General features: G+C 34.4%; 21 protein-coding genes and 1 other RNA gene. 11 read left to right on the plus strand and 11 right to left on the minus strand.

Annotated elements, in window-relative coordinates:
• Positions 1-6: 6 nt before the first annotated feature.
• From RT250_RS00195 to RT250_RS00210, 4 genes are all read right to left on the minus strand, one after another.
• Positions 7-483: a DUF5683 domain-containing protein gene (locus tag RT250_RS00195; RefSeq protein ID WP_313111017.1), complete on the minus strand. Its 477-nt coding sequence runs from the start codon at positions 481-483 to the stop codon at positions 7-9.
• A gap of 91 nt (positions 484-574) precedes the next feature.
• Positions 575-1,474, minus strand: a complete 900-nt coding sequence (locus RT250_RS00200) for a ParB/RepB/Spo0J family partition protein (protein WP_313111019.1) — start codon at positions 1,472-1,474, stop codon at positions 575-577.
• Positions 1,475-2,245, minus strand: a complete 771-nt coding sequence (locus RT250_RS00205; RefSeq protein ID WP_313111021.1) for a ParA family protein — start codon at positions 2,243-2,245, stop codon at positions 1,475-1,477.
• Positions 2,246-2,435: 190 nt separating this feature from the next.
• Positions 2,436-3,320, minus strand: coding sequence for an SDR family oxidoreductase (locus RT250_RS00210; protein WP_313111023.1), 885 nt, complete (start codon positions 3,318-3,320; stop codon positions 2,436-2,438).
• Between the two features lie 201 nt (positions 3,321-3,521).
• Between RT250_RS00210 and RT250_RS00215 the strand changes: the two genes are divergently transcribed.
• The 4 genes from RT250_RS00215 to RT250_RS00230 all read left to right on the plus strand — a co-directional run bounded on the left by RT250_RS00215 (position 3,522) and on the right by RT250_RS00230 (position 8,223).
• Positions 3,522-5,360 carry a peptidase MATCAP family protein gene (locus tag RT250_RS00215; protein ID WP_313111026.1) on the plus strand — a complete coding sequence of 613 codons (1,839 nt, stop codon included), beginning with the start codon at positions 3,522-3,524 and terminating at the stop codon, positions 5,358-5,360.
• A gap of 79 nt (positions 5,361-5,439) precedes the next feature.
• Positions 5,440-6,492: an ATP-grasp domain-containing protein gene (locus tag RT250_RS00220; protein ID WP_313111028.1), complete on the plus strand. Its 1,053-nt coding sequence runs from the start codon at positions 5,440-5,442 to the stop codon at positions 6,490-6,492.
• Between the two features lie 97 nt (positions 6,493-6,589).
• Positions 6,590-7,495, plus strand: a complete 906-nt coding sequence (locus RT250_RS00225; protein WP_313111030.1) for a succinylglutamate desuccinylase/aspartoacylase domain-containing protein — start codon at positions 6,590-6,592, stop codon at positions 7,493-7,495.
• A 101-nt stretch (positions 7,496-7,596) separates the two neighbouring features.
• On the plus strand, positions 7,597-8,223 hold the full coding sequence (locus RT250_RS00230; RefSeq protein WP_313111032.1) for an SDR family oxidoreductase: 627 nt from the start codon (positions 7,597-7,599) through the stop codon (positions 8,221-8,223).
• Positions 8,224-8,291: 68 nt separating this feature from the next.
• Here the strand turns inward: RT250_RS00230 and RT250_RS00235 are convergent, their stop codons facing one another.
• Positions 8,292-8,975 (minus strand): hypothetical protein, encoded by a 684-nt coding sequence (locus tag RT250_RS00235; RefSeq protein ID WP_313111034.1) that lies wholly within the window; start codon positions 8,973-8,975, stop codon positions 8,292-8,294.
• Between the two features lie 173 nt (positions 8,976-9,148).
• Here RT250_RS00235 and pheT point away from each other — a divergent pair, with 173 nt between their 5' ends.
• Positions 9,149-11,575, plus strand: a complete 2,427-nt coding sequence (gene pheT / locus RT250_RS00240; RefSeq protein ID WP_313111036.1) for a phenylalanine--tRNA ligase subunit beta — start codon at positions 9,149-9,151, stop codon at positions 11,573-11,575.
• Between the two features lie 18 nt (positions 11,576-11,593).
• On the opposite strand, the gene RT250_RS00245 is transcribed toward pheT, so the two are convergent.
• Positions 11,594-12,172, minus strand: coding sequence for a fasciclin domain-containing protein (locus tag RT250_RS00245; RefSeq protein ID WP_313111038.1), 579 nt, complete (start codon positions 12,170-12,172; stop codon positions 11,594-11,596).
• 153 nt (positions 12,173-12,325) lie between these two features.
• Here RT250_RS00245 and RT250_RS00250 point away from each other — a divergent pair, with 153 nt between their 5' ends.
• From RT250_RS00250 to RT250_RS00260, 3 genes are all read left to right on the plus strand, one after another.
• Positions 12,326-13,045, plus strand: coding sequence for a hypothetical protein (locus tag RT250_RS00250; protein ID WP_313111040.1), 720 nt, complete (start codon positions 12,326-12,328; stop codon positions 13,043-13,045).
• 126 nt (positions 13,046-13,171) lie between these two features.
• Positions 13,172-13,414, plus strand: a complete 243-nt coding sequence (locus tag RT250_RS00255) for a putative signal transducing protein (protein WP_313111042.1) — start codon at positions 13,172-13,174, stop codon at positions 13,412-13,414.
• Between the two features lies 1 nt (position 13,415).
• On the plus strand, positions 13,416-13,646 hold the full coding sequence (locus RT250_RS00260; protein WP_313111044.1) for a DUF2007 domain-containing protein: 231 nt from the start codon (positions 13,416-13,418) through the stop codon (positions 13,644-13,646).
• A gap of 96 nt (positions 13,647-13,742) precedes the next feature.
• On the opposite strand, the gene RT250_RS00265 is transcribed toward RT250_RS00260, so the two are convergent.
• Positions 13,743-15,368 (minus strand): ABC-F family ATP-binding cassette domain-containing protein, encoded by a 1,626-nt coding sequence (locus tag RT250_RS00265; RefSeq protein WP_313111045.1) that lies wholly within the window; start codon positions 15,366-15,368, stop codon positions 13,743-13,745.
• 142 nt (positions 15,369-15,510) lie between these two features.
• On the opposite strand from RT250_RS00265, the gene RT250_RS00270 reads away from it, so the two are divergent.
• The gene (locus tag RT250_RS00270) at positions 15,511-16,899 is read left to right on the plus strand and encodes a TlpA family protein disulfide reductase (RefSeq protein ID WP_313111047.1); all 1,389 of its coding nucleotides are present in this window, start codon (positions 15,511-15,513) and stop codon (positions 16,897-16,899) included.
• 84 nt (positions 16,900-16,983) lie between these two features.
• On the opposite strand, the gene fsa is transcribed toward RT250_RS00270, so the two are convergent.
• The 4 genes from fsa to ffs form a co-directional block, all read right to left on the minus strand.
• Positions 16,984-17,637 carry a fructose-6-phosphate aldolase gene (gene fsa / locus RT250_RS00275; protein WP_139855162.1) on the minus strand — a complete coding sequence of 218 codons (654 nt, stop codon included), beginning with the start codon at positions 17,635-17,637 and terminating at the stop codon, positions 16,984-16,986.
• Positions 17,638-17,700: 63 nt separating this feature from the next.
• On the minus strand, positions 17,701-18,267 hold the full coding sequence (locus tag RT250_RS00280) for a hypothetical protein (protein WP_313111050.1): 567 nt from the start codon (positions 18,265-18,267) through the stop codon (positions 17,701-17,703).
• Positions 18,268-18,291: 24 nt separating this feature from the next.
• A complete protein-coding gene (locus RT250_RS00285; RefSeq protein WP_313111052.1) occupies positions 18,292-19,098 on the minus strand; it encodes an SDR family oxidoreductase in 807 nt (268 codons plus the stop codon).
• A 189-nt stretch (positions 19,099-19,287) separates the two neighbouring features.
• An RNA gene (gene ffs, locus RT250_RS00290) (signal recognition particle sRNA small type) lies at positions 19,288-19,386 on the minus strand.
• An 87-nt stretch (positions 19,387-19,473) separates the two neighbouring features.
• On the opposite strand from ffs, the gene RT250_RS00295 reads away from it, so the two are divergent.
• The gene (locus RT250_RS00295; protein ID WP_313111053.1) at positions 19,474-20,517 is read left to right on the plus strand and encodes a glutaminyl-peptide cyclotransferase; all 1,044 of its coding nucleotides are present in this window, start codon (positions 19,474-19,476) and stop codon (positions 20,515-20,517) included.
• Between the two features lie 177 nt (positions 20,518-20,694).
• Complete coding sequence (locus RT250_RS00300) at positions 20,695-22,224, plus strand: hypothetical protein (protein ID WP_313111055.1); 1,530 nt, start codon at positions 20,695-20,697, stop codon at positions 22,222-22,224.

Below are 22,224 nucleotides of genomic sequence, written 5' to 3' on the forward strand. Positions count from 1 at the left end.
ACCCAACTATTTAAATCGATACGTCAACGACATTCCGTATTGTGGTTTTGCATTAAATTGATTGTAATTTAGGCTAGGTTGTAACGATAAGTCTTCACTCACTTCATATTGTTGTAAATGTGCATCTACGTTTGCATCAATAACATTAAGCAAATAGAAACCTAGGGTTACAATAATACTGTAACTCTTATTTCTCTGTGCTGATTTTTGAGCATTTATAAGTCTATCGTTTGAAATTCCTTGAAATTCATCATCTGTATAGCCTGCAAGTCTTCGTTTATATGCATCTCTAAAACGATTATAATCGTCGTCCTGCTGTTTATAAAAATAAACTCCAGCTGCCATACCAGCATAAATAATTGGGATTTTCCAGTATTTCTTGTTATAGGCTTGTCCTAATCCAGGAATTACTGCTGAATAAAATGCAGCTTTAGCTGGAGCCAACGGATTGTATTCAACCTTAGGCCCGAGTGAATCTTTCACTACAATTACTTTTTCATTCTGTACAGAAAGAGAGTCAGCTGTCTGCGCAAACAGCGATGAAGCGAAGATTAAAAAAAAAATATTTAGAAGATTACTTTTCACTTTTAATTAGCTTCAAAATACGGTCGAAATCATCTTGATTTTTAAATGGCACAACCAACTGCCCTTTCCCTGACTTTGAAACCTTAACATCCACAGCAGTTTCGAAAAGATCTGTAAGTTCCTTCTTTGCCTTTTTAGCAAAAGGCGGTGCACTTGGTTTTGATGGAGTAGTTTTTTTATCTGGGTTTTTAAAACTTCTAACTAAAGCTTCCGTTTCACGAACTGATAAGTTCTGACCTAAAATCTTCTCGTAAATATCAAGCTGATCGGATAAATCTTCAATATTAATTAATGCTCTACCGTGGCCCATACTTATAAAGCCATCTCGCATTCCTGTTTGGATTATTGGATCTAGTTTAAGCAAACGCAAATAGTTGGCAATAGTAGATCGGTTTTTTCCAACTCTATCACTCAATTCTTCTTGAGTAACGTCTATTTCTTCAATTAAACGCTGATATGAAAGTGCTATTTCAATAGGATCTAAGTCTTGTCTTTGGATATTTTCAACCAAAGCCATTTCTAGAGATTCTTGGTCGTTTGCAATACGAATATAGGCTGGTATGGTCTCTAATCCAACCAATTTTGAAGCACGGAAACGACGCTCTCCACTTACTAACTGATATTTATTAAAATCTAATTTACGAACAGTGATTGGCTGAATCACACCTAGCTCTTTTATCGATGAAGCAAGTTCACGAAGGGATTCTTCATTAAAACTAGTTCGCGGTTGGAAAGGGTTTACTTCTATACTACCTAAATCCAACTCTACTATGCTACCAACAACTTTGTCGGCATTTTTGTCTTCTACAGATTTTATATCATTGGTAGGATCTTTCAAAAGTGCTGAAAGACCGCGACCTAATGCTTGCTTTTTTGTTGCCTTCGCCATTTATTCCGTCTCGTTTTTTTTGATTAACTCGTTCGCCAAACTTAAATAATTATCTGCTCCTCTACTTGATGCATCGTAACTAATAATACTTTCACCATAACTTGGCGCTTCACTTAAACGCACATTACGCTGAATGATTGTTTCGAAAACCATTTCATCAAAATGTTTTTTTACTTCATCTACCACTTGATTTGATAGACGTAAACGTTGATCGTACATGGTCAACAACAATCCTTCAATATCAAGATTTACATTGTGAATTTTCTGAACGCTTTTTATAGTGTTCAAAAGTTTTCCTAAACCTTCTAATGCAAAGTATTCGCATTGAATAGGAATAATTACAGAATCTGATGCTGTAAGGGCGTTAAGGGTTAATAACCCTAACGATGGCGCACAGTCTATAAGTATATAATCGTAATCATCTTTTAAACCTTCAATAGCTTTTTTAAGCATATATTCACGGTTCTCAACATCTACTAATTCAATCTCGATTGCCACTAAGTCTATATGCGACGGAATTAGATCTAAATTAGGTGAGTTTGTAGATATTATCGCCTCTTTCGCAGTAGCACTATGTTCAAGCAATTGGTAGGTACCAAGTTCTACAGATTCAACGTCAATACCTAACCCTGACGTAGCGTTAGCCTGCGGATCTGCATCTATTAGTAAAACTTTTTTCTCTAAAACGCCTAAAGAGGCCGCTAAATTCACAGAGGTTGTAGTCTTACCAACTCCTCCTTTTTGGTTTGCAATTGCAATTATTTTACCCATTAATTTACTTGAGATTTTAGCAGTTAAAAGTACAATTAATTATATTGATAGAAAATCATTTTTGTTAACACTAAGTAAACAGACTCTCTATTTAAAAATGCAAAAATAAAAAACACCATATTCCAAACCTACTTGTTTAACAAGTGAGCTTGGAATTTGACTATAATTTCGATTATTACCGATTAAAAATTTATTTTTTTGTTTTTTGTGAGCGAATCATAGCTTCCAACATATCCCACATTTGTTGTGGGACTTCCTCAAGCTGATTCATTTGTCCTGCACCTTTTAACCATTCCCCACCATCAATAACAACAACTTCACCATTAATATATGCAGAAAAATCTGAAACTAAATATGCCGCTAAATTTGCAAGCTCTTGGTGTTCACCAACTCGCTTAACGGGAACTTTTTTGGCCGGATCGAATTTTTCTTTTAAGTCGCCTGGAAGCAATCTGTCCCAAGCCCCTTTAGTAGGAAATGGCCCTGGAGCAATTGCATTAGAACGAATTCCGTATTTAGCCCATTCCACAGCTAGCGAACGCGTTAAAGCAAGTACTCCAGCCTTTGCCGTTGCACTTGGCACAACATAAGCAGAACCTGTAAAAGCGTAAGTGGTTACAATATTTAAGATAGTTTTATTTGTTTCTTTTTTATCAATCCAATGCTTTCCGAAAGCGAGAGTACAGTTTTTTGTTCCCTTTAAAACTATATCTATAATAGTATCAAATGCATTTGCTGAAAGTCTTTCGGTAGGTGAAATAAAGTTTCCTGCAGCATTATTTAAAAGAACATCCACAGAGCCAAATTCTTTAACGGAAGCTTCAACCATAGCTTCTACTTCATCGTAATTTCTAACATCACATTGCACAGGAAGCACTTTTCCACCAGTAGCAGCTTCTAATTCGTCTTTAACTTTTTGTAGCTTTTCAATATTTCTAGAAGTAATTACCAAATTGGCGCCTAATTCTAAGAAATAGGTTGTCATTGCTTTTCCTAACCCGCTTCCACCACCAGTCACTACTATTGTTTTTCCTTTTAACGCATCGTCGCGTAACATTTTTGAAGTGTATTTCATAATTTATTATTGAATTACAAAAATACATATAATTGTGAAACCACTCTATTTTGGACGAGTATTCAATGCGCCAAAAACAATTTTTTAAATTATAAGGAACCTATAATTCGTTGTTAAATTATCTTTAAAGCTAAGATTACACCGCTGCCTTTTTTATAACTTCAACCTTATTCACGATAAAATTATTTGAAAAATCACATTATGACGGCAGTTTCCACATCCAGAAAAGATGAATTTCTTGACCGATTAAAACCGGGAGAAAGAACCGTGAAAGAGCTACCTTATGGAGGTTATCTTTTTTTGGAACACGATGTGCCATTTCTAATGATCTATCGAGATATTCCTGAAGACAAAGGCACAATTAGGCTGGCACGAACTGGAGCTTCCTACCTAATAGTAGTAAAAGATAATTTCAATTATTTTAAAGATTTTTTGAAGGAACTTACTGAAAAAATGAGTGCTCGTTTTGGCTCCTTTATTATATTGGAAATATTTAGCGGTGAATCTACGAGCACTGAATTTGTTATAAAAGGTCCCTCGCATAAACTGCCGGTTTCTTTAGAAGTTTTAATAAAAGAACTAGAAAAAGTTGAAAGCAGAAAGTACGGTGGCAAGGTATTGAGCGCGCGTATCGAAAAAAGCAAACAACGACAACATAAAGCCGATCAAGCCCTTTGTAGCATTAAAGAAATTAAGGATTGTGGGGGAACCCTAATCGGTCTTGAAGTCCCTCCTGTGTATAGAAATAGTGATGGAAATGTATACCCACTATATTTTAGAAAATTTAGAAAAGGGTTTGCAGCAGGTATTCACAAAGCTGTTTTCGAGTTTATTCGAGTTCAGACTTCTTCAGATTTAGAGAGTTTTGCCGCCTTAGGAAAACGGAAAATACACGAAGAAGTTTTTAAAATTGATCGAGTACTTACAGCAATAGAAAGTAGTTACCAGTTTTTATTGTTGGTTTCACCCGTCAACATACAATCTATGAGGGAATGTTTTTTTGAAACCAACTTTCAGGAATTACAAGGGTATCATTACAGGCTTCTCCCACTTGATCCTGATATTTTAAAACGCAAGCTTTACAATTTAAGAATAGATGAAATTGATGATCCTGCCATTGCTTTTCTGTTTGATGAAAAGCGCGAAGAAATAGATCAACAACTAACGATGTTAAAGGAAAGAGGCTCGAAAAATTTTTTCTATAGAAGCATTCGACTATATCAAGGTCTTGATAAAAAAATTATTGTTGAAGCTAAAATGATTCTTAATAATATTCCAGAAGATACATTTCAAGAAAAGATAAAAACGTTGGATGCAAAGGCTTTTGGAAAATTAGCGGAAGACGAATTTAATTTTTTTAGGGCTCAAGCTTCAGACTTTAGCAGTAAAATTCATATTCGTGAAGATGTTAATATAATGATGGTTTCTAAGGGTGAACTTTACCTACCCGCAGATTACACCCTTACCCATGCTGAGGCTTCGGCATTAATTCAGCACGAGGTTGGCACACATGCTTTAACGTATTATAATGGTAGCCAACAGCCACTTACCCAACTCTCACAAGGCCTTGCAGATTACGATTCACTGCAAGAAGGAATTGCCGTGCTTTCGGAGTATTTAATCAACGGACTTACTGGCAATAGACTGCGAACCTTGGCTGGACGTGTTATTGCAGGAGAGGCGCTTTTAAATGGTGCCTCGTTTAGAGAAGTTTTTAATTTATTGTATTCAACCTATGGATTTTCTAAAGAACCAGCATTTAATATTACTTCCAGAATATTTCAAGGTGGCGGATTTTTAAAAGATATTATTTATTTAAAAGGACTTGTGGAGCTTCGCGATTATTTAATTGAAGGAGGTGATTTAGAATTTCTATTAGCTGGAAAATTTGCATTAAAGCACGTACCTATGATCAAAGATCTGACCGATCGCGGCTTACTGCAATCCCCAAAAATAAAACCTAGATACCTCGATGATGTAGGTTTTAAAGAACGAATGAATAAATTAAAACAGGGGATGTCCCTGTCCCAAATGGTTTAATAAAGTATTGCCCATCATAAAATATAAAAATAATAGAGGCAGATACCTGGGCAATCTAGCCTCCTAAAAAAAGAAAAAGATGAAAATATGTTTTGTAATTAGCGATATCAGCACCGAGACCCCTGGGACTACGGTAGTGATTTTAAAGAAGGCGCACGAGCGTGGACACGATGTATACGTAATGAGCGTAGGCGATTTTATCTTCCATCGAGATGAAGATATAAGTTTGCGATGTAAAAAGATTCCCGCCTCCTTAAAAGAAGATAACGTTGAAGATTTTTGGGCACAGGTTCAAGATGATAAAGTAAAATCTAAAAAAGTGTCGAGTACTGATATGGATATATTATTTCTTAGGAATAATCCAACCGAAGAAACGTCTGATAGGCATTGGGCAGAACACAGTGCAATTGCTTTTGCTCGTATGATTCAACAAACTGGAGTATTGGTCTTAAACGATGCTTTTGCTATGAGCCACGCTTTTATAGACAAACTTTATTTCGAAGAACTACCAGCCGAAATTAAGCCTAATAGTTTAGTTACTCGCAACAGACAAGATTTGATGAAATTCTGGGAAGATAATGGTAAAAAAATGGTTTTAAAACCTCTAGAAGGAAGTGGTGGACAAGATGTTTACTTAATTGATAAAGATAAAAAAAACATCAATCAAATTATTGACACACTTAGTGCCAAAGGATATATAATCGCGCAGGAATTTTTGCCTGAAGTAAGCAAAGGAGATGTTAGAGTAATTTTAATGAATGGTAAAATACTAGAAGAAAATGGTCAGAAAGCTGTAATAAGACGAGTTAGTACGGACAAGAGTGAATTTCGAAGTAATTTATCATTAGGCGCGAAGGCAAAGAAAACCAAACTCACGCCAGAGATGGAACATATTGTTGCTTTAACAGCTCCAAAATTAATCCGTGATGGCCTTTTCTTTGTCGGCTTAGATATTGTGGATGACAAGCTTATTGAGATAAATGTTTTAAGTCCTGGAGGGATGGATTATGCCGAAAATATTGGACTTCCTGCCTTTACTGATACTATTATTGACGCTTTAGAGCGCAAGATAAAGTATAAGGAATATTACAATAACACCTTGAGCAACCGAACTTTGGCAACTATGGATTAAAAGGAGTAATTAAGTTAAGATTGTTACGTTTCGAGAAATTATAGAAAACGATGAAAAATTGAAATCTCGAGATAATGCTAATTAAAAAATACAAGATTTGAAAGATATACCAAGAATTATAGGCGAATACGATAGTGGCACAAAAGGACCTCTGCTGTTTATAACTGCTGGGGTGCATGGTAATGAACCAAGTGGAATTGTAGCTTTGAAAAAAGTTTTTAAAATTCTAAATTCCGAAAAACCCAGTATTAAAGGAAAAGTGATAGGAGTTTCAGGTAATCGGGAAGCTTTAAAACAGGGAGTACGCTATATAGATGAAGATTTAAACCGAACCTGGACAAAAAATAATATTGCTTCTAAGAAAAAAAATTCACACGAAAAACATGAAATGTTTGATATAATCGAAGTGCTAAAAAATTATCCTGAGGAAGATTTTACAAAACGATATTTTTTAGATTGCCATACCACCTCTGCTGCAAGTGAACCTTATATATCTGTACAAGATAAAAATGATAACGACACCTGGGCGCATGAGTTCCCAACTTATATTATCAGAGGGTTTTCAGATATTGTATTAGGTTGTATTGACCATTACGAAAGTAGAATTGGAATAACTGGTTTCGTTTTTGAGGGCGGGCAACACGAGAGTGCTATTTCAGAAAAAAACCACGAAGGTATGATTTGGTTAGCACTTAAAAATGCTTGTCACCTCGATCTCAATTTATTACAAAGTTATCCTGAAGCTGCGGCAATGTTGATTGATAAAAGAAAAGATCGCAAAACTTTTGAAATTAAATATCGTCATGGTATTAAGGATGAAGACGATTTTAAAATGGAACCCAACTACAGTAATTTTCAAGCAATCAAAAAGAAGGAATTGCTAGCACATCAAAATGGCAAGCCTATCTATAGTGAATGGGACGCTTATATTTTTATGCCGCTTTATCAAAGCCAAGGAAATGACGGATTTTTTATAGTTGAAGAAGTTGAAATAGAATTATGAAAAATTTGCTGTTGTTAATTTTCCTATAAATTGTAACATTTCTGGGTTAAAGATTGCCAAAAACAATTGGTTTTTTCCTCATCCCCCGTATCTTTAAGACTATGGAAAAAGTATTAGTAGCAGGTGCAAATGGCACCACAGGAAAAAAGATAATTTCAATTTTAAAACAATCTAATAAATATGAACCTTTTGCTATGGTTCGGAAGCAAGAACAAGTTGATTCATTTGAGAAAGATAGTGTGAAAACCATACTTGCCGATTTAGAACAAGATGTAAGCGGAACTACTAAAGGAATGGATCGTGTTATTTTTGCAGCTGGATCTGGTGGAAAAAACGTTAAAGGCGTAGATCAAGAAGGAGCTAAAAAACTTATGGATGCATCTAAAAAAGATGGTATTAAGAAATTTGTAATGCTGAGCTCTATGGGAGCCGATAATCCAGAAGTTTCCTCTGAGCTGAAAGATTACTTAAAAGCTAAGCAGAATGCAGACCAGCACCTAATGAATTCAGGCCTTGAATACTCAATTGTACGTCCTGGTGCTTTGAATAATGAAGCTGGTAAAGGTAAAATTGTACTAGAAAACAAACTAAACCAACAAGGTGAAATATCTCGTCAAGATGTAGCTGAAACTTTAGTTGGATCACTAGAAAGTTCTGTTGCCAGAAATAAAACTTTTGAAATCTTACAAGGGGATACGCAAATTAAATCTGCTCTAGAGAAGATTTAAAATTTAGAACTCAATTAGAAAAAGCACGTAATTTAATTTACGTGCTTTTTTAATGAATTTAGATAAAACTATTCTGAAGTCCACAAAAGTTTTTGAGCAGTTCCGAGATCTCCTAATTGATATATAGCTAAGGATTTTGGCAGGAATGAAATTGGCTTAAAGACAGTTTCAGCTAAGCTATCCAACAAAACCCTTTGAGCCACCCCCAGACTTATGTGTGGATCAAAATTTTCGTAGCTGTACTTTTCAACAAAATCTGGTACATAATCTACAGTAAATTCACTTATCTCACTTCCATCTGGATTTTGAACAAAAGACTCTTGAGACCCACCATTAACCATATACGGTTTTACAAGGTCTATCGTTTTTTTATGAAGATTAACTATAGATTCGGTTCTACTATGCCTAATCATTGCAAAACTCTCTTCAGTATCACGAGAGTAGTATAAACTTTCGGTGTAAATAGTATCATTTTTAATTGTTTCGAAAAGACCTTCAACAGCTTTATTAACTTTCGGCAAATCTTTTTCTTTAATAAAACACTGCAAGAGTGTTATATGCGGAATGTGGTTGTTGTCAAGCTTTATAGTTTCAGGATTATTCTGATTGATTAAAGTATTTAATTGAAGTGAATGCGCGTACATTGCCTCAGAAGGCGTCAAAAGCACATCAATTGCAATTATTTTGTCATTCTTAGGAACACAGGATAACACCATTATAGAAGCAGCTATTAAAAAAGCGATTTTTTTCATGTTTCAAAACTAATATTAATCAAGTAAATTTTGATTGGAAAACTGTATCATTTTGATTCCTCAACAACTAAATCTCTTTTTAAAATAATATCGCAAACAATAAACAATTAACTAGACACATAATACGCGAGAATATTATCTTTGCAGACTGTGTAAACTATTTTAACTAGAATATGACAATTTCTTACAACTGGCTAAAGCAATTTATTGATCTTCCGTGGGGCGCTGAAAAAACAGCAGAACTATTAACCGACCTTGGTCTTGAAGTAGAGGGAATAGAAGAATTTTCCTCCGTAAAAGGAGGATTAAAAGGTGTTGTAGTCGGTCACGTACTTGAATGTGAACAACACACTAACGCCGATAGATTAAAAGTGACCAAGGTGGATGTTGGTGGCGACAAGCCTTTACAAATAGTTTGTGGTGCACCAAACGTAGCCGTAGGTCAGAAAGTTCCTGTTGCTACTATTGGTACAACCTTATATGACACCGAGGATAAACCTTGGAAGATTAAAAAAGGAAAAATTCGAGGAGAATCAAGTGAAGGAATGATTTGCGCTGAAGATGAATTAGGAATAGGAGAATCTCACGAAGGAATTATGGTTTTAGACAACGATTTAGTTCCCGGAACTCCTTTGTCTAAAATTTTAGAAGTAGAAAACGACACGATTCTTACTATTGGGCTTACTCCAAATCGCGCCGATGCAATGAGCCATTGGGGGGTTGCAAGAGATTTAAAAGCCGGATTATTACAGAAAGGTATCTCAAAAAAATTAGACACTCCTTCTACCAGCAGTTTTAAAATAGACAACCGAGTGTTAAAAATAGGGGTTCAAGTAGAAGATAGCGCACTAGCTCCAAGATATTGCGGAATTACAATTAGCAATATTAAAGTTGAACCGTCTCCAGCTTGGCTTCAAAATAGATTAAAATCTATTGGAGTTGCTCCTATTAACAATGTGGTTGACATTACTAACTATATTCTTCACGACTTAGGACAACCACTTCACGCCTTTGATGCTTCAAAAATAATAGGCAATAATGTAGTTGTAAAAACATTACCTGCAGGAACTAAGTTTACAACTCTTGACGGTGTTGAACGCGAACTTCACGAAGAAGATTTAATGATTTGCGACGCTGAAAAACCATTGTGTATCGCAGGAGTTTACGGCGGATTAGATAGCGGAGTTACCGAGACTACAACAAGTATTTTCTTAGAAAGTGCATATTTTAATCCTGTAAGTGTCCGTAAAACAGCCAAACGACACGGCTTGAGCACCGATTCGTCTTTTAGATTTGAAAGAGGGGTTAACCCAAATATCACCGATTATGCTCTTCGTCACGCCGTAATACTTATAACTCAATTAACTGGCGGGCACGTTTCAAGTGATCTAATTGACATTTACCTAAAGAAAATTGACGACCACCAAGTAGTATTGAATTTCGAAAAAACCAATAGAATTATTGGTGAAGAAATACCTCAAGAAACCATAAAAGACATTCTTACTTCTTTAGAAATAAAGATTAATAACTTTACTGAAACGGGTATCGGGATGACCATACCAGCATATAGAAATGATGTAACACGTGATGTTGATGTTATTGAAGAAATTTTGAGAGTTTATGGATACAACAATATAAACTTTACACAAAAGTTAAATGCATCTATCGCACCTATAACTCCAGGGCAAGATTACAATGTACAAAATAAAATAGCACAGCAGTTAACGGGACTTGGGTATAACGAAATGCTTAACAATTCACTTACAACACCTAAATACGGGGCAATGAGTGAATCGATTAAAGACATCTATAATGTTGAAATGCTAAACCCATTAAGTAGTGATCTTTCAGTAATGCGTCAGTCCATGCTATTTTCTGGATTAGAAACCATAGCGTATAATGCTAATAGAAAGAACAGCGACTTAAAGCTTTTCGAATTTGGAAAAACATACCATAATTATCCCGGAGGTCAAATAGAAAATAAACACTTAGCATTGTTTATCACAGGTTTTAAAGCACAAGGAAATTGGGCTTCAAAAGAAATAAAGACTAATTTTTTCTTCGGAAAAGGAAATGTTTCGGCTATTTTAGAACGACTAGGGATTAATAATTACTCCGAAACTTCTACAGACAACGACATCTTCTCTGAAGGAATTGCCTTAAAAAAGAACAAATCTACAATTGTTGAATTTGGAATTGTTAAGAAAAAAATAGCTAGTGAACTAGATGTAGATGCAGAGGTATTTTTTGCAGATTTTAATTGGGATGAAGTATTAAAACTAATTCCTTTAAAAACACTTAAGTTCCAGTCTATTCCAAAATACCCAGGATCACAACGTGATTTTGCACTTTTACTAGATGAATCTGTGAGTTTTGGCGACTTGCGTATTGCCGCGTTTAATACTGAGAAAAAAGTATTGAAAGAGGTAACGCTATTCGATGTATATAAAGATAAAAACCTTCCGGAAGGCAAAAAGAGCTACGCATTGACATTTACCTTTGAAGACAAATCCAAAACATTGACCGACAAACAGGTTGATAAAATAATGGATAAGCTTAAAAGAACATTTGAAAATGACTTTGGCGCAACGCTAAGATAACTGAGCTTTACTAAAAACTTACTCTTCTTCTGTCGGGAAAACTAATCCATCCACTATATGGAAAAATCCGTTTTTGTGATAGAAGTCTGATGCTATAATTGTAGCAATTCTGTTTTCAGAATCAATAAGTTGTAGGTTGTCATCTTTTTCTCTAATAGCTAGGTTTTGGCCATTTAGAGTAGAAAGGTATGCTGTTCCGCCATTTTTTAAAACAGCCATTTTTAAACTGTGACTATCCAACCTACCAGGTATTGTAAGATACCTTACTAGAGATTGAGTTATTGATTTATTACTGATAATTGAATCTCTACTCAGTTCTTCAATTTTTAAAAAAGCATCATCTACAACAGCAAAAACAGTTACCATTTCCTCTTTTTCCAATTTTGCTTGCAGCACTTCATCATTTAATATTTCAGAAAAAAATGTAAGCGATTTTGCCTCTGAAATATTATCAATAAAGGATTTTGTAGAACTAAATGTTATGTCGTTCCACTTTTTGGAAACTTCTACTTTTTCAGCAGAAAGGTATTTTTGCGCAACAGCGGAAGTAGTCAAATTGATTACAAAGAAAAGCAATAAGGCATTTTTGAATGGCATAGCATAATTTTTATAGGTGTAAATATAGCAAATACAACAGCAAGTTTGTGAAAATCAATTTACAGCTATACTGTTTAATAAATTCATAAAGTATTTAAATTATTTGTTTTGATGAAATCTTGTGCTTAAATTTATTCATTCTTAAGCTTTGCAATGATGTTTTCAAAAACAAATATCGAACAAAAACTTCGCAATTATCGTTCAAAACGCATCGACGAAAATTCTATAATGGATGAAGTTTACCGTATTTTTTCTAACAACGAAACAGAACGATCTCAAATTGTTTCACAGCTACAAGAAAAAACTAAAGAACAGGAAAATTCATTTTCATTCGATTCTCTAGATGGCTGCCGTATCTATCATATAGAAGACATTAAAAAGCTTTGTATAAACTACAGATTGCGTTTTTTGGATTCACATTACTTTAAAGGCGACTTTCCAGAAGAGGCTATTTCAGAAATAAGAAATCTTGAAAAAGGTCATCAAATTAAACTTAAGAACTTTAAAATTGTTGCCCCCGCTAAACTTTTAAAGCTAGAAAATGCTGACGACCCACTACTTTTAGCTCCTATGGGGAACGACTATTTTTATTTAATACACAAGTGGGGAAACGACTTACATCCCTTCAGAAAACTTCTGATGTGGCCTTATAAAAGCTTTGAAAATATTGTGTTTACTGTAATTGTTATTAGCGTTATACTTACAATTTTAACACCTATAAATAAGTTCACCTCAAACCCTAGTATTGGGCTTTATATATTTTTGGCTTTTTACATTTTTACGGCCCTAGGAGGAATAGTTATTTTTTATGGCTTCTCTAAAGGAAAAAATTTTAACGGCGCTATTTGGAATAGCAAGTATTACAACGCTTAAAATTCTTTAAATCATTCTTATTAAAACGCGCCTCACTCTTTTTGTGAAACTTTTCACACATAGTTTATACCTAAATTTGAAAATAAGTTAGTAATTTGATAATCGAATCTTTAAACACATACAACTATGTCAGATAATTTAGAAGAAACAATACGCATATATACTGGTTCAGATATTATGGCCCAAGCACTTGTAGAGCGATTAGAGAATGTCGGAATCACACCTATCCTTCGAGATGACGAACAGAGCGGAGTTATGTTTGGTTCTGGGAGTAAATTTGACGACCAAGTACGCATCTTTGTTCGTAAGGATGAACTTTCGGTAGCGCAACCTATTGCAGATACTTTTATTGAAGAAACAAAAGAATAACATGACCAACACAACAAGAATTTATACTGGCCCAACACTTATTGCAAAAGGATTAGTTGCTCGATTAAATGAAATAGGAATTAGTCCCATAGAAAGAAACGATCACGACAGTAGCTTAAGGGCTGGTCTTACTATGGGTATTGCAAACCAAACCATGATTTTTATTCGAAAAGATGAAGCGCAAAAAGCACAACCAATAATTGATGAGTTTCTAAAAGATATTGAAGTGTAACAGAATGATTGAAAAATAGTTGGCAATTTAAGAAAATAAAAAAACGGTCTAGCTTTTAAAGTTAGACCGTTTTATTTAGTGGTTAAGAGCATTTAATTAAGCTTCAACAGCATACATTTTGTCTCTTAATTCCTTAATTTTCTTATCGCTCATATACTCATCAAAGTTCATATATCTATCTATTGCTCCATTTGGAGTGAGTTCGATTATACGAGTACCTACAGTTCTTGCAAACTCGTGATCATGAGTAGTAAGAAGAATAGTTCCTTTAAAGTTTTTAAGTGAGTTGTTAAACGCGGTAATCGATTCTAGGTCTAAGTGGTTTGTAGGCTCATCAAGCATTAATACGTTTGCACGCATCATCATCATTCTACTAAGCATACAACGTACTTTTTCACCTCCAGATAGCACATTACTCTTTTTTAATGCCTCTTCTCCACTGAACAACATTTTTCCAAGAAAACCTCTTAAAAATACCTCTTCGCGTTCTTCTTCAGTTTTTGCATATTGACGTAACCAATCTACTAATGATAGATTGTTTTTGAAGAAAGCATCATTATCTAAAGGCAGATAACTTTGATTTGTAGTAACTCCCCATTGGAAGCTTCCACTATCAGGTTTCATTTGGTCATTTAAAATCTCATAAAAAGCTGTAGCTGCACGAGAATCTCTTGAGTAAATAACCACTTTATCTCCTTTAGCCAGGTTGATATCAACATCTTTAAAAAGTACTTCCCCATCAATGGATGCCGAAAGGTTTTCTACGTTTAATATCTGATCTCCTGCTTCGCGTTCGCGTTCAAAAATAATTGCTGGATAACGACGGCTAGAAGGTCGGATATCTTCAATGTTTAATTTTTCAATCATTTTTTTACGAGAAGTTGCTTGTTTACTTTTTGCAACGTTCGCACTAAATCGCTGAATAAATTCTTGAAGTTCTTTCTTCTTCTCCTCTGCTTTTTTATTCTGTTGCGCACGTTGGCGTGCAGCTAGCTGACTACTTTCATACCAAAATGTATAGTTACCGCTATAGTGGTTTATTTTTCCAAAATCGATGTCACTAATATGCGTACATACAGCATCTAGGAAGTGACGGTCGTGAGATACCACAATCACACAGTTGTCGTAATTTGCAAGGAACCCTTCAAGCCAATTAATAGTTTCGTAATCTAAGTCGTTTGTAGGCTCATCCATAATAAGCACATCTGGATTCCCAAAAAGTGCTTGAGCAAGAAGTACTCGTACTTTTTGTTTACCATCAAGATCCTTCATTAATGTATAGTGTAGACTTTCATCTATACCTAGGTTTGAAAGCATTGCCGCAGCATCACTATCTGCATTCCAACCATTCATTTCTTCAAAGGCAACTTGAAGTTCGCCTATTTTTTCGGCATTCTCGTCTGTGTAATCTTCGTAAAGCTTATCTATCTGAGTTTTTATTGAAAACAACTCTTTGTTTCCTCGTACAACTGTCTCAAGTACGGTGAATTCATCATAGTCGTTGTGGTTCTGTTCTAGAACCGACATACGTTTTCCTTTTTCTAAATGTACATGTCCCGAAGTAGGCTCTTGTTTTCCTGAAAGTATTTTCAAGAAAGTGGATTTACCTGCACCATTGGCACCAATAATTCCATAAATGTTCCCTGTGGTAAATTGTGTATTTACATCGTCAAATAAAATACGTTTACCAAATTGAACCGAAAGGTTTGAAACTGAAAGCATAAAATTCTGTATTTTGCGCAAAAGTAGCTAATTAAGCGACACACTGAAAATATTAAAGCTTTAAAAACCCTTTTAACCTTCATTTAACATTAACCATCAAGAGGCTCTGCTATCTTTGTATGTTAATCTAATTACGTTTCATTTGTTTAGAAAACTACTCCTTTTACTTTCTGTTCTTGCACTATTCTCCTGTAAAAATAAGGAAGAAAATTCTGCACAAACTACTTTTATACGTGGGCAAATAATAAATCCTACACTAGATTACGTTATTTTTTCTAAAGGAAACATTGTGTTGGATACAATTCCTCTAGACGAAAATAACTTCTTTGAATATGCCACCGACAAAATTAAAGCTGGATTACATCTTTTTAGTCATAGTGAAGGTCAGGTATTTTACATTGAACCTGGCGATAGTTTATTAATTCACATCAACACTATAGATTTTGACGAATCATTAGCCTTTTCGGGAAAAGGTGGTGACCAAAATAACTTGCTAATTGATCTTTACCTAAAAAATGAGAAGGAAAATCAAAACCTTCCTAAATGGTATTCTCTTTCTTCAGAAGAATTTGAAGGTAAAATAGATTCTTTAAAAGCTAGAAAACTTCAGAGCTATGAAGAATTTTTAGCAAATAATAAAGTTTCTGAAAGCTTTAAAGACATTGCGCTTTCAAACATTGAATATGATTATTATTCAAAAAAGGAATTATATGGAGCTGCGAATAGAAATACTCCTTCTAAGTTTTCTGATGATTTCTTCAATTACAGAAAAAACATAGATTTCAATAAAGATGAATTGAAATTTTATTATCCATATTATCGTTTTCTAAATCGATATTTTGAAAACATGGTTTGCACAAAGTACAATGCACATGAGGTAATAGATAGAAATTCATTCGACTATAATTACAAAAAAATCCACATCATAGACAGTTTAGTCGCTTCCGATTCTATTAGAAATAGACTTTTACGCTACAATACGATTATGTATCTCTTTAATGCACAAAACGAAGAAGAAGAAACTCGACTTTTTGAAGCATACAAAAAGATGAATACGGATAAAAAATATTTGAATGAAGTTGAACAAGTTTATAATGCTTCAATTCAACTCATCAAAGGAAAGAAAATTCCTAATGTACTGTTGGTTAATACCGAAAACGTGTTAAATGAGTTAACCAATGTTATTAATGCCCCTACTGTGGTGTTTTTCTGGAGAGGACAACCTGCAATTCAGCACAGAAATCTACACAAACGCGCTTCCGAATTAAAAGCGAAGTTTCCACAATACGATTTTATAGGTATAAATACAGACACTCACTTTAAAAGATGGAGAGACATTGTTTATAAATCTAAATACGACTCTAAGTTTGAATATCAGATTGAAAACTTAACTGATGCAGAGAAAAAATTCATATTAAGATATATCAATTACGTAATTGTTATCGATAAAGATGGAATTATTTTGGATGGTAAAACTAATATGTTCAACATAGATTTTGAAGATCAATTACAAGCTTTCTTAAATGAATAACGCTTTAACAAGCCGTTTTGCAGCAGCATATTAAAGCGTTAAATTTTATATAAGAGACTTTCTACAATAAGTGTTGAGGTCTTTTTAATTTCCTTTTTTATAGTCTTCAAGAAACTTTTCTAAGCCGATATCTGTTAATGGGTGTTTAAGCAACCCTTCTATTGAAGATAAAGGTCCAGTCATAACATCCGCTCCTATTTTAGCACAGTTAATTACGTGCATCGTATGGCGAACAGATGCTGCCAAAATCTCAGTTTCGAAACCATAGTTATCATAAATTAGTCTAATATCGGCAATCAACTCCAACCCATCAGTTGAAATATCGTCCAGTCGACCAATAAAAGGTGAAACATAAGTGGCTCCAGCTTTTGCAGCTAATAATGCCTGACCTGCAGAAAACACCAAAGTACAATTTGTACGAATACCGTGGTCGGTAAAGTATTTTAATGCTTTTACACCATCTTTAATCATTGGAATTTTTACAACAATTTGCGGGTGTAACTCGGCAAGCTCCTCACCTTCCTTTACCATACCTTCAAAGTCTGTTGCGATTACTTCTGCAGATACATCTCCATCTACAATGTTGCAGATATCTACATAATGCTTTAAAATATTATTTCGGCCAGTAATGCCCTCTTTAGCCATCAACGATGGATTAGTAGTTACGCCGTCTAGCACACCAAGGTCTTGTGCTTCTTTTATTTGGTCGAGGTTGGCGGTATCAATAAAGAATTTCATAAAAGTGGTTTCAAATTAATTATTGTAAAAATAGTGAAGAAATGATTGATAGATAGATATTAATTAGTTTTTATTAAGCCCACAAGTAATATTATAGGTTCCGATTATTAGCGTAATATCTGGGATTACCTTAAATAAATCATTTTCAATTTTATTAACCAATTCGGGACAATCCTCAATAAAAGGAAATAATATTGATTTCGCTTTATTACTTCCAAACCTGCTTGTCTCAATTTTAGTCAATTTTTCCTGATTTTTATCTCTAATGAAATATTGATAATCCGTATTGTATTGATTATTTGTTATTTGTTGGTAGAGTTCTAATTTACCAATGACGATTTGTTCAACAGTCTGAAGTTTTTTATCTCCTATAACCGGAAGGAAACGTAGCTTAGTTATACTTCCAGATTCTTCAGTTAATAATACTGAGTCAAGTAGTTCAATCTTTATTTTGTTATAGCTGTCACCAACTTTTTTGTAATATTTGAAATTTTTATTATTGTAAGTCCCTCTCATTTCAGAAATTACTTCACCAGATTTTAAATAGATTGTACATGGTCGTGTGATTTGTGAAAAGGCAATTAAAGGTATTGTTAAAGCTAAAAGAAAGATATAAAATTTTAGTTTCATATTATTTGTATTAATCTTAAAATATCACTTCAACCCGTAATGCTTCAAAAGCATTCGTTCGTAAACTCTATCTGGCAATATACGTTTTAAAACAATAGAGAATTTTTGCAAAGGAGCTCCTACTTTATAGTGTATCTTAGGATTAGAAGTTTCAATAATTTTGTGAACTACTTTTGCCATTTCTAGGGGATCACCGCCATTATCTACATGTTCATCCATCATCTTTAGGGTGCTTCCGTAATCCCTTTTATAAGGTGAATCGTCCAAAACCGGAGCGTGGTATCTACCTGCAGCAATATTAGTAGCGAAATCCCCTGGCGCTATATTGGTCATTTTTACCCCAAATTGCAAAGTTTCCATTCGCATTGCCTCTATGGTAATTTCTAAAGCAGCTTTGGTTGCCGAGTATATTCCACGATAAGGAAGCCCCATGTACCCAGCTATAGAGGTGATATTTAAAATATGTCCGCCCCCCTGTTCTCGCATATGCGGCATCACAGCCTTAATTACATTAATAGGTCCATAAAAATTGGTTTGAAAAGCTTTTTTAATTTCAGATTCTGGGGTCTCTTCAATAGGGCCGGTGATTCCTACACCAGCGTTGTTTATAACGACGTCGATTCTTTTAGATTTTTCGATTATTTCAGAAATAACAGCCTCAATAGATTCAGTATCGTTCACGTCCATTTTTAATAACGGAAATACCGAATTTGAAATTCTATTAGGGTTTCTACTTGTTCCGTACACTTGATAACCACGTTTTGATAAATATTCGCCAATAGCCTTACCAATTCCTGAAGAACCGCCTGTGATGAGTACTGTTTTAGACATAAAATTTTGTTGAAAAGCAAAGGTGCGTTTATGCAATCAGTTTTCCAAATAGTTTTTGCAAAAAGACATTAAAACCAAAAATGCTACGCTGTAAGAGAAAGAGTGAATTTGAGATATTTTTTAAAATCTAATCTGTATCTCTTCAGAACTGTTTTGAGCTACTTTCAGAACGAAAGTTTATTGCATAAAAAATGGCAAGCTACCTACATCACACCGCTACGACCATTTACCTTTGCTGCGTTCCCGCCCTGGAGGATTCAACAGGAGCTGGTTGTGTAGGACTTGCCGCTGCAAAGATAAAGCTTTTTCAAGTTTTTCCAAGTATTTTCACATTTCAATTTTAATAAATACCTTGCAAAAAAATAATCGTGAATCATGAAAATCTATAACGCTTTAATTCCTACGCTATTACTGCTTTTTTTAGGTAGTTGCGGAAATAATTCTGAAGACAAAAAAGATGCTTTTTCACTCGAAATTAACGAGCCAAAAAAGACATATACCACCGAAGATGTTATTTCCTTGACCATAAACAACAAGAAAAGTTTGAAAATAGATTCTATTATTTACTTTTTAAACAATGATAGAGTTGAAGTTTCAGGGAAAACATTTCCGCTTGCTGGACAAAAACTAGGAGAAAAAACTTTATTAGCCAAAATTTATAGCAATGGTGATGACTATGAAGCTTCGACAAAACTCCTTATTTTATCCTCAATAAAACCGAAGCTGTACACCTATAAAGTTATTGAAACCTATCCACACGATATAAATGCATATACACAAGGTTTAGAGTTTAATGGTGATATTTTATATGAAAGCACTGGGCAATACAAAGAGTCTACCCTTAGAAAAACCGATTACAAAACGGGTGAGGTTTTACAAATGGTAAAACTTGCCGATCAATATTTTGGCGAAGGACTTACAATGTTGAACAACAAAATCTACCAACTTACTTGGAGAGAAAACACAGGTTTCATCTACAATTTGGAAACTATGGAACAAACTGGAACTTTTGTTTATGGAAAAAGTAAAGAAGGTTGGGGACTATGTCAAGATGGGGTAAATATCTATAAAAGTGACGGAACGGATAAAATATGGACCTTAAATCCAAATACACTTGCTGAAAAAGACTATATCGAAATTTTTACAAATACCAGTAAAATTAGCAGTGTTAACGAATTGGAATGGGTGGAGGGAAAAATATACGCGAATGTATACCAACAAGGTTCAATCGCTATTATCAATCCTAAAAATGGGGCGGTAGAAGGAGTAATTGATCTTACCGACCTAAAAGATAAAGTGACGCAGCACCCAAAACTAGATGTTCTAAACGGGATTGCTTATAAAGGTGAAGAAAACATACTCTACATTACCGGTAAAAACTGGGATAAGCTTTTTAAAGTTGAAATTATTGAAAAGTAAAACAGTTATAAATTTAAGTAAACATTTTTCAACTTCGAATTCAGAAAGCTAACTTTGAATTCGAAGTTGATTTTTTTTTTCACAATAATATTTTTCAAAATATCCTTTTAAAACTTCTTTTAGCATTACAATAATAAGCTTCATAAAAAGTTATATTTTTACCAAAACTTTATTTGAATGAGGTATTTATACGGATTAGCAATTTTGAGTTGCTTAGTGCTATGGAGTTCGTGCCGAAACGACTTTGAAACTGTTGCCAGTACTGGAAAACTAGAATTTTCAAAAGACACTGTTTTGTTAGACACAATTTTTTCTAACATTGGTTCTAGCACATATAATCTAAAGGTTTATAACCGAAGTGATGAAGACATCAACATTCCTACTGTTCGATTGAAACAAGGAGAATCTTCAAGTTACCGACTTAATGTAGATGGTTTACCTGGAAAGGTATTTGACAATGTTCAGATACTTGCAAAGGACAGTATTTTCATATTTATTGAAACCACTTTTGACGTAACGGGAGTACCTACAAACCCTACAGAGTTTCTTTATACAGACCAACTTCTTTTCGATACCGGCGGCAATGAACAAAAAGTAGAATTAGTCACTTTGGTAAAAGATGCTGTTTTTCTATATCCTGAAAAATATGAGGACGGCACTTACGAATCTCTCAACTTAGGTATGGACAGCGATGGCAATGATATACTTGTAAAAGGTTTTTTCCTTGAAGACGACGAGCTTACATTTACGAATGAAAAACCCTATGTAATTTATGGTTATGCAGCTGTGCCTAGTAATAAAACACTTATGGTTGAAGCTGGTGCTCGTGTTCATTTTCATGCAGGAAGCGGAATTATAGTTGCTGAAAATGCTACTATGAAAGCTATGGGTGCACCAAGCTTGGACCGCGAAGCAATGGAAAATGAAATTATATTTGAAGGTGATAGATTAGAACCTGGTTTTGCTGATGTTCCTGGACAATGGCTTACCATAAGATTTACAAGTGGAAGTATAAACAACGAATTCAACTACACAACTATTAAGAATAGTACAGTTGGATTATTACTTGAAGACAGTCCTGTTACCTTAAAAAACGTACAAATTTACAACAGCGCGAACGTTGGTTTATTAGCGCGAACTGGGGTAATTGATGCTGAAAACATGGTAATAAGTAATAGCGGACAATCATCATTAGCGATACAACTTGGCGGAAGTTATGAGTTTAGACATTCAACATTTGCTAATTACTGGAACAATGGGTTTCGTACCTTCCCTACAGTTTCATTAGACAACAGTTTAGAAACTGAAGAGTATATTTTTGTTGCGGATCTAGTAAAAGCTAATTTCACAAACTGTATCATCTATGGTAGTGAGCGTCGTGAATTTTCATTATTAAAAAATGTGGAAGCTGATTTCAATTTTAATTTCACCAATTCGTTGTTGCGTTTTGAAGACCCTACAGGTGAATTTAATGACAACCCTATTTACGATTTTGAAAACCCTACATATTACACCGATTCAAAGTTCAATCTAGAACCAATGTTCCAAGACACTGCGCTTAACAATTACAATATTGAATCCGGAACTTCTGGCGCTGATAATATTGGTAAAAATAATGTGAGTCCAAATATAGACTTAAATGGTAACTCTAGAGGTACACCTCCAGATGCAGGAGCTTATGAAGCAACTGTTTTTCCTGAACCTTAA

The organism is Aequorivita sediminis (assembly GCF_032080575.2).
GTDB lineage: Bacteria > Bacteroidota > Bacteroidia > Flavobacteriales > Flavobacteriaceae > Aequorivita > Aequorivita sediminis.

Bases quoted from the DNA above. Each gene is read 5' to 3' on its own strand.
- RT250_RS00255 (WP_313111042.1), top strand. From the start codon at position 13,172: ATGTCAGATAATTTAGAAGAAACAATACGCATATATACTGGTTCAGAT.
- RT250_RS00230 (WP_313111032.1), top strand. From the start codon at position 7,597: ATGGAAAAAGTATTAGTAGCAGGTGCAAATGGCACCACAGGAAAAAAG.
- RT250_RS00220 (WP_313111028.1), top strand. From the start codon at position 5,440: ATGAAAATATGTTTTGTAATTAGCGATATCAGCACCGAGACCCCTGGG.
- pheT (WP_313111036.1), top strand. From the start codon at position 9,149: ATGACAATTTCTTACAACTGGCTAAAGCAATTTATTGATCTTCCGTGG.
- RT250_RS00285 (WP_313111052.1), bottom strand. From the start codon at position 19,098: ATGTCTAAAACAGTACTCATCACAGGCGGTTCTTCAGGAATTGGTAAG.
- RT250_RS00215 (WP_313111026.1), top strand. From the start codon at position 3,522: ATGACGGCAGTTTCCACATCCAGAAAAGATGAATTTCTTGACCGATTA.
- RT250_RS00250 (WP_313111040.1), top strand. From the start codon at position 12,326: ATGATGTTTTCAAAAACAAATATCGAACAAAAACTTCGCAATTATCGT.
- RT250_RS00235 (WP_313111034.1), bottom strand. From the start codon at position 8,975: ATGAAAAAAATCGCTTTTTTAATAGCTGCTTCTATAATGGTGTTATCC.
- RT250_RS00200 (WP_313111019.1), bottom strand. From the start codon at position 1,474: ATGGCGAAGGCAACAAAAAAGCAAGCATTAGGTCGCGGTCTTTCAGCA.
- RT250_RS00245 (WP_313111038.1), bottom strand. From the start codon at position 12,172: ATGCCATTCAAAAATGCCTTATTGCTTTTCTTTGTAATCAATTTGACT.
- RT250_RS00260 (WP_313111044.1), top strand. From the start codon at position 13,416: ATGACCAACACAACAAGAATTTATACTGGCCCAACACTTATTGCAAAA.
- RT250_RS00265 (WP_313111045.1), bottom strand. From the start codon at position 15,368: ATGCTTTCAGTTTCAAACCTTTCGGTTCAATTTGGTAAACGTATTTTA.
- RT250_RS00205 (WP_313111021.1), bottom strand. From the start codon at position 2,245: ATGGGTAAAATAATTGCAATTGCAAACCAAAAAGGAGGAGTTGGTAAG.
- RT250_RS00280 (WP_313111050.1), bottom strand. From the start codon at position 18,267: ATGAAACTAAAATTTTATATCTTTCTTTTAGCTTTAACAATACCTTTA.
- RT250_RS00295 (WP_313111053.1), top strand. From the start codon at position 19,474: ATGAAAATCTATAACGCTTTAATTCCTACGCTATTACTGCTTTTTTTA.
- fsa (WP_139855162.1), bottom strand. From the start codon at position 17,637: ATGAAATTCTTTATTGATACCGCCAACCTCGACCAAATAAAAGAAGCA.
- RT250_RS00300 (WP_313111055.1), top strand. From the start codon at position 20,695: ATGAGGTATTTATACGGATTAGCAATTTTGAGTTGCTTAGTGCTATGG.
- RT250_RS00210 (WP_313111023.1), bottom strand. From the start codon at position 3,320: ATGAAATACACTTCAAAAATGTTACGCGACGATGCGTTAAAAGGAAAA.